Raw genomic sequence first — 6,000 nt, 5'->3', positions numbered from 1 at the left:
GCAAAAACGTCAATCAAAGGCGTTACATCCTCTTCAGCTAATATTCTTGGAAAGAATTACGTAAAGCAGGTTGATGTTGTTATAACTGATTGGGCGACGGGGCCTGAGTTGCTCGTATCAACAAAGCGTATGGATTCATCTTATGGAAAAAATGCTCCAAATAGGATTGAAGAATCATACGGAGATGCCAAAAACTTACGATTAAGACATCCACTAGCTGCCCTCGGTTTTGTATTTGGACTTCGTTCTGATATTCTTCAGAAGGAACCTAAAACTGCTCTTTGGCTATTTGACCTACTTGGAAAGCTTGGGCGTGAGGATGATGCATATCACGCTACTTGTTTGATTCTTATGGAATATTCGGGAGACTTCGCCTCTCCAGAAACCGAAAACGGGTTGGATTCTACAGAAATACCAGATCCTGGTCCAGAGTCGGAAGAAGAAGAGGAAGTCGCAGCAGAATCTATATCCGAAGACATCATCAATCAAACTATCGAAAATTTACCAAAAGTAAGGATAGTTAAGGAGCATACGCCGGTTAACCTTGTACCGGGCCTTTTTCTAACTGCAATGGTGACGCGAGTTCTCGATACAACCCCGGTGAACATGCATGAGGAAGCACGAGCGCGTCTCGCATCCCTTTCGAACATTCCTGCCACGGCGTCCGCAATGATATCTTAGAAAATATATCCATCTCGCCTTAAGGGAATATGTCATCGAATTCTTCGAAAATTACCCGCCCGCTGTTTAAAAACGCCTGTTTACGGGATACTATTAGTCCATCTTCGTTAGGTGTAGGTCGAAGGCAACTCCTCGGCAGCGGCCCTTTTCAGAAGTCGCTGATAGTTGCCACAGTGCGGCGGAAGCTGGACTCCAACCGGTGGATCACGCTCGCGTTGTCATAGATGCCCGGATAGTGTCCGATCGAATAGTGGCTGGCGAGCGTGCTAGCGCCCGACTGGAATTGACCTGCACGCACAATACCGAAAGTGCCCTTTTTGAAGAATGAGACGTAGCGCGAACTTTTTCGTCCCCAGTATGTATACGTAGCAGCCTCGAAGATGCGGCATGACCAGCTCGAGATCGGCTGCGTTACAAGTACGAGATCGTACATCCGAGCGAGTGTCTGGCGCGTCTCGTCTAGCGGCCCGAAGCCGCCCTTGTCCTTGCATTCGACCGCGGCGATTGGGAGCCCGTGCGGATATCCCCCGCCGTTGTTCCTGATCGCCTCGCCGATCTGAGCGGGGAGCACGGACACGTCGATCTCGTGCTTGGCGCCGCTCCTTCCCATCCATTGCAAGCTACCACGGAGCTCGAGCCGGCGGTCGGCATGCCTCCTGTGCTCTAACAGCACATAGCCAGGGGCGGTCGGGCTGCTCGGCTGTATTTTTGACCGCTGGCTTGGTAGGTCGAAGTTGCCACCCACAGGGAGCAAGCTGCCGTCACCGCGGCGCAGGGTCACTCGCCAGTTTGCCGACAGGGTTTGATGCACGGTGTGTGCGAGCTTCATCAACACCCATACTTCAAGTGCCTTACCTTCGCTCGTCGGGGCGACGGCGCCCCCGTGCGCAGCCCGAAAGCTGCGCAGGATGTTACGTAATTCGGTTTCTGCAGTCGTCGTCAGCGCCATATCAGGAATCTCGGACGATCGGTGGCGAAGTCATCTCAGGAAGGCGCTCCAGGAACGCGTCGAGCTCATCGGCAAGCGATGCATCCCCGATATCCCGCCGACTAAGAGGCTCGCTCTCTTGGCGTTGTTCGGGATCGACGAACCTGATCCTAGTACCCCCCTCCCCTGCAATTTGACCGGCGATCCGCTCCGCCTCAGCGAATGCGCGTACCGGCAGGACCAGCCGAAAGCGGAGGAAATTCATTGCCGTACGAAGTTGGTCGCTCTCGTCGATTGGCACGCGACGCAGGACCGTATCTCGATCGCCGTCCACCGCGCGATCGTCGACGGCAGCGATCTCTTTCTCAACTTCTCGCCCAAGACTCATCTCGGTCAGGAGTTCGCCGGCCAGAGCGGCAAAGCCTTCCTCTTCGAGGATGAAAATTACCTGCCGAACCTCTTCGCTTATTGCCATAGCCGGGCCTCATAGCGGGAACACGACCGTATAGTGCAGCCAGACAAACAATGATGCCAGCGGTCGTTCAATGCAGGAAGAACACTCCATATGCGAGCGCAGCGCACATGCCCAATCTGCGCACCAGGACTACGCTAAAGGCGAGCAACGGATGGCCGGCTTGCAGGAAGGCGCGGACTTGCTCCGTCTCAGGATCCTTACCTGAGCGTGTGCGGAGGGCCGCGTGCCGTACGGCTGCCGCAACCGACGGGGCAGCGGCCTCATGCACGGATCGTAACTTCGATGGCGCTTTCAGGCACGCCGAAGGTAACAGCCAGCCCTGCCTTCGCCTCCGCGAGGCTAAGCCCACGCGGAGCGGTGTCCAGCTTTTTGAACGGTAACGCCTTAAAATCCATAGGTTTGCCGTCGTCGTCGGTAAAATCGTGATCCTTGTAATAGGCGACGGGGTTGCGGCGGCCTTCTTCCCAGCCGTCCTCCCATGAGACCTCCGCGAACTCGCTAATTACGATTTTGAAGCGTCCATCCGTATCAGTCGAGGCGACAACATCCGCAACCTTGCCGACTAGAAATGCCTGGCGATGTGGCTCCGGCCCTTCCGCATCGCCATGAGCATTTCGGCACGCGACCAGATAGTCACAGCGCGCTGCCCGGGAGCGGTCAAGCGCCCAAGACTGCGACCCACCATCCGCAAGGATGGTTTCCATCGACTTAGACGTGAATACCGAAATGACGTCACTCATACAGCGCCTCTATGTGTATACCTTGCCACATAGATAGACATACTTTGGACAAAGTCAAACAGAGTTATCTGCCATCGCGAGAATGTAGGTGGCGGCATGCCCATGCCCTCGGCCCCCGGGGGCCATGCCGGTGCAACGGATTTGTGGACGTAACGTAAACGGAATGCCGCCGTCTTTTTTGACGTCCCACTCGGCAAGAAGTGCGGTAAGATAGTCGACATGGTATGCTTCAGGATCGACGAGAGCGGATATACCGGCTTCGATCTGCTCAATCCCGAGCAGCGATTCCAAGGCGCGACCGCCATTGCGATCAACGACGATGATGCCGCCGCGCTGATCAGGCACCACTTTCCTCGCCTGCAGGCACCAGAGCTCAAGTATAGTTCGCTATCCCGAAGGCCATCTAACCACGATCGACTGCTGGGATTACTGCGCGATATGCTAGCGGAGTACAGGTCTGTAACCTATGTCTGCGACAAGCGCTTTCTACTTACGCTTATGTTTCTCGACTATGCCGCAGAACCTTATTACTACGAACGCGGCGTGAACTTTTACGAAAATGGCCGAAACTTCACGCTCGGTTCGATCCTTTTTCAGGCCGGGCCCAGCCTGCTCGGAGATGGGCTATTCGATCAGCTCATTGCCGCGTTTCAGCGTGCCATGAAGGAGAAGACCCCGGAGGCTCTAGGCGATCTCGTCGGGGCGGCGCGCCGAACCAACTGGCGGGAATTGCCAGAAGCGCTAGGTCCAATCGCGAACGCCGCGCCTGAGTGCTTGGCTACCATTGCGACGCCCGGTGTGACGACGGACGCGGCGATGGTGGTGCTTCAGGGCTTAATCGGTCGGATGGAAATGATGTCCGACGGTCCGTATCGCGTCGAGCACGACCAGTCGAAGAACCTGGAAACCTATCACGGCTTGATCCAGAAGCTCATCGCGCACGACGCGAAGGTCGAGTTCCGATCCTCGGAAATCGCAACACTCAAATTCCCCCTGAAGTTGACAGGCGTCGTACAGGTTAACTCCGTGGCCAGCCCGGCGGTGCAGCTCGCGGACGTCCTCGTGGGGGCCACGCTCGAAATGGCGAACACCTTGGCGCACTTGCGCAAAGGCGGGTTGGACCCGGAGAGGGGGACTCCCCTTTATAGGGAAGATCAGATCATTTATTTAGCCCCGTCGATGGACGTTACGGAGCAGCGCCGCTTTCGCGCCGGATCGCAAGGCGGAGAGATGATCGATTATTTCTCGGCCAATTTTGGAACGCATACATAGTGTTATCACTGGAGAGAGGACCTGAACGCGCTATCGCAACCGATCCTCCGACTAAAGCGGGACAGTACTCTGCCCACACCAGAACATCATCCACAGCATGCCTGGAGAAGAGCGGCAGAATCCGGGATGATCGACCGGCCCAGATGTTCCAGCCGCATTAGTAGTTCGCCTGTGGCACGATACCGAGATGGCGGACCAGACTGTCTGGCGCTACAAAATTGACTCCTGTGCCGCGCCTTCGATCTCCCATCGATACGAGACGGTCGAAAATGGTGACCTTGTCAGCATGCATGGCAGCGCCACCCCATACCGCATCCTGGATGTAGCGCGCGATAAACCCAGCCATGACGTCGGCGATCTGAATGCCAATCGAGTCGTGTGACTGTAGGAATCGTAGTTCGGCTGCCTGAGAAAAGTTAAAGTCAGCTGCCTTTAGAGGAAGTTTCAGACCAAACTCTGCAGACCTTTCGGTCTGTGACTTTGCGTACTGAAGAATATCCCCAAACTGTAGTTGTTCATCGTGAAACAGTGTTACGCCGGAAATCTGTTTGTGCGCGTAGCGGTTGATCCGCGCATAAATATGCGTGAATGATGTCATGTTGGGAAGTACCCATAAGAGCTTTCCAGCGGGGTTTGCGTCGGGAACCGGCAGCGCCCGCTCGACGGCCTTAAGCTTGGTCAGCTTGCGAAAGTCCTTCAGGCTATCTCGCGTGAAGCGGGCGATACCTTCAGCAATTTCCGACGGTGCCTGCTTTCCCTCTGCCCAGGCAATGATGCGCTTATAGAGGTCGCGTATTTCAATATAATCCCTACTCTGGCAGCAAGCGGCGAAGGCGTGCGTGAGACTGGGTGGCGCGTAGAGCGCCATATAATCTGCCATTAGGCCTTTCATCCAGAGAGCGTCCGGCGTGATGTCGCACTCGGCGACATAGGGGACCACCATCCGTTCTATGATGTTCGCTACTACAAAATAGTGTTTGTCGACAATCTCAATGAATATTGGGCAGCTGCGCGTTTCCAGCAAGTCGAGCAGATCGAGGAGGAACCGCGGCCTGTCATAGGCCTGTCTGGACTTTACCTCCTGCCCTTGAAGCCGGTGAGCCAGTTTGAGTGTTTCAAATTGTTCAATGAGCGTATTATCAAGCTTTCCGCCAACCGCCGCTAAAGCGAATATGCGCTGTTCGGTGAAATAGTTTTCGATTTTGACGGTGCTGAGGTCGCCGGTATTGCCGCTCTCATCGATGTAATATTCAGAAGGCACTTGGTCGATCATAGAAGATCCAATAAATTATGACCTAGGAGCAGTAACCTGGCATGTGAACGTTTTCCGACCCCCCGTAAGCAATCTGGTAAACGTCGTAATTCCGTGACACCAAGTGTCTGATGGCGTGCCAGCCCTGTTCGCGTTCCGATAGTCGTTCCTAAATGGGGAATGTTCAGGAACGGCGTCCCCTTTGCCGTGTGTAACCTTACCAACGCGCGTTATATCGCCATTCGCATTCTAGAGGACAGGTCCTAGCGAAACGTTTGATAGCGTGCGGCCGCGAAAGGCTGACTTAACGGGTAGCACAGGGACGCCAGGTTTTAGCCTTTGACCGCCTGGCCGCCTGGCCGCTTAGCCGCTTAGCCGCTTAGCCGCTTAGCCGCTTAGCCGCTTAGCCGCTTAGCCGCTTAGTCGGTTAGTAGCTTATGCGCTTGGTAGCTTATTTATATGGCTATTGGCGCGCTCCGTAGGGATGGCTCTATCGTGCACGCGCGGTTGAGGACTTCGGCGATTACCAGCAACGTAGTCCGATCAGAGGGAAGATCGTCACCGCGCCCTACCAGTAGGCGCAATCAGCTAGCCGTAACTTCCTGGGGACCGGTTAGAGGATGTTCGGAATCGTACGCTAAGCGCTCGGCGG

7 protein-coding genes are annotated in these 6,000 nt (G+C 55.2%); 3 read left to right on the top strand and 4 right to left on the bottom strand.

Going from position 1 to position 6,000, the window contains the following annotated elements:
* On the top strand, positions 1 to 681 hold a 681-nt coding region (locus QFZ54_RS20285), incomplete at its 5' end, for a hypothetical protein (protein ID WP_307090567.1).
* Between the two features lie 148 nt (positions 682 to 829).
* Here the strand turns inward: QFZ54_RS20285 and QFZ54_RS20280 are convergent.
* Complete coding sequence (locus QFZ54_RS20280; RefSeq protein ID WP_307090566.1) at positions 830 to 1,630, bottom strand: hypothetical protein; 801 nt, start codon at positions 1,628 to 1,630, stop codon at positions 830 to 832.
* A gap of 118 nt (positions 1,631 to 1,748) precedes the next feature.
* Here QFZ54_RS20280 and QFZ54_RS20275 point away from each other — a divergent pair, with 118 nt between their 5' ends.
* Entirely contained in the window at positions 1,749 to 2,099 is a 351-nt protein-coding gene (locus QFZ54_RS20275; RefSeq protein ID WP_307090564.1) for a hypothetical protein, read from the top strand.
* Between the two features lie 245 nt (positions 2,100 to 2,344).
* On the opposite strand, the gene QFZ54_RS20270 is transcribed toward QFZ54_RS20275, so the two are convergent.
* Both QFZ54_RS20270 and QFZ54_RS20265 read right to left on the bottom strand, forming a co-directional pair.
* A complete protein-coding gene (locus QFZ54_RS20270) occupies positions 2,345 to 2,824 on the bottom strand; it encodes a hypothetical protein (RefSeq protein ID WP_307090562.1) in 480 nt (159 codons plus the stop codon).
* A gap of 54 nt (positions 2,825 to 2,878) precedes the next feature.
* Positions 2,879 to 3,169 (bottom strand): hypothetical protein, encoded by a 291-nt coding sequence (locus QFZ54_RS20265; protein WP_307090560.1) that lies wholly within the window; start codon positions 3,167 to 3,169, stop codon positions 2,879 to 2,881.
* Positions 3,170 to 3,322: 153 nt separating this feature from the next.
* Between QFZ54_RS20265 and QFZ54_RS20260 the strand changes: the two genes are divergently transcribed.
* On the top strand, positions 3,323 to 4,096 hold the full coding sequence (locus tag QFZ54_RS20260; RefSeq protein WP_307090559.1) for a hypothetical protein: 774 nt from the start codon (positions 3,323 to 3,325) through the stop codon (positions 4,094 to 4,096).
* Between the two features lie 157 nt (positions 4,097 to 4,253).
* Here QFZ54_RS20260 and QFZ54_RS20255 read toward each other — a convergent pair whose 3' ends face one another.
* Positions 4,254 to 5,369, bottom strand: a complete 1,116-nt coding sequence (locus QFZ54_RS20255; protein ID WP_307090557.1) for a DUF3800 domain-containing protein — start codon at positions 5,367 to 5,369, stop codon at positions 4,254 to 4,256.
* Between the last annotated feature and the right edge of the window lie 631 nt (positions 5,370 to 6,000).

Source organism: Sphingomonas faeni (assembly GCF_030817315.1).
Lineage (GTDB): Bacteria > Pseudomonadota > Alphaproteobacteria > Sphingomonadales > Sphingomonadaceae > Sphingomonas > Sphingomonas faeni_C.
Note: the sequence above shows the minus strand (reverse complement) of the source record. Positions and strands in the feature narration are given on the sequence as shown.

What these genes read in the sequence shown, in the direction of transcription:
- QFZ54_RS20280 (WP_307090566.1), bottom strand. Translation starts at nt 1,630, where the DNA reads ATGGCGCTGACGACGACTGCAGAAACCGAATTACGTAACATCCTGCGC.
- QFZ54_RS20270 (WP_307090562.1), bottom strand. Translation starts at nt 2,824, where the DNA reads ATGAGTGACGTCATTTCGGTATTCACGTCTAAGTCGATGGAAACCATC.
- QFZ54_RS20260 (WP_307090559.1), top strand. Translation starts at nt 3,323, where the DNA reads ATGTTTCTCGACTATGCCGCAGAACCTTATTACTACGAACGCGGCGTG.
- QFZ54_RS20255 (WP_307090557.1), bottom strand. Translation starts at nt 5,369, where the DNA reads ATGATCGACCAAGTGCCTTCTGAATATTACATCGATGAGAGCGGCAAT.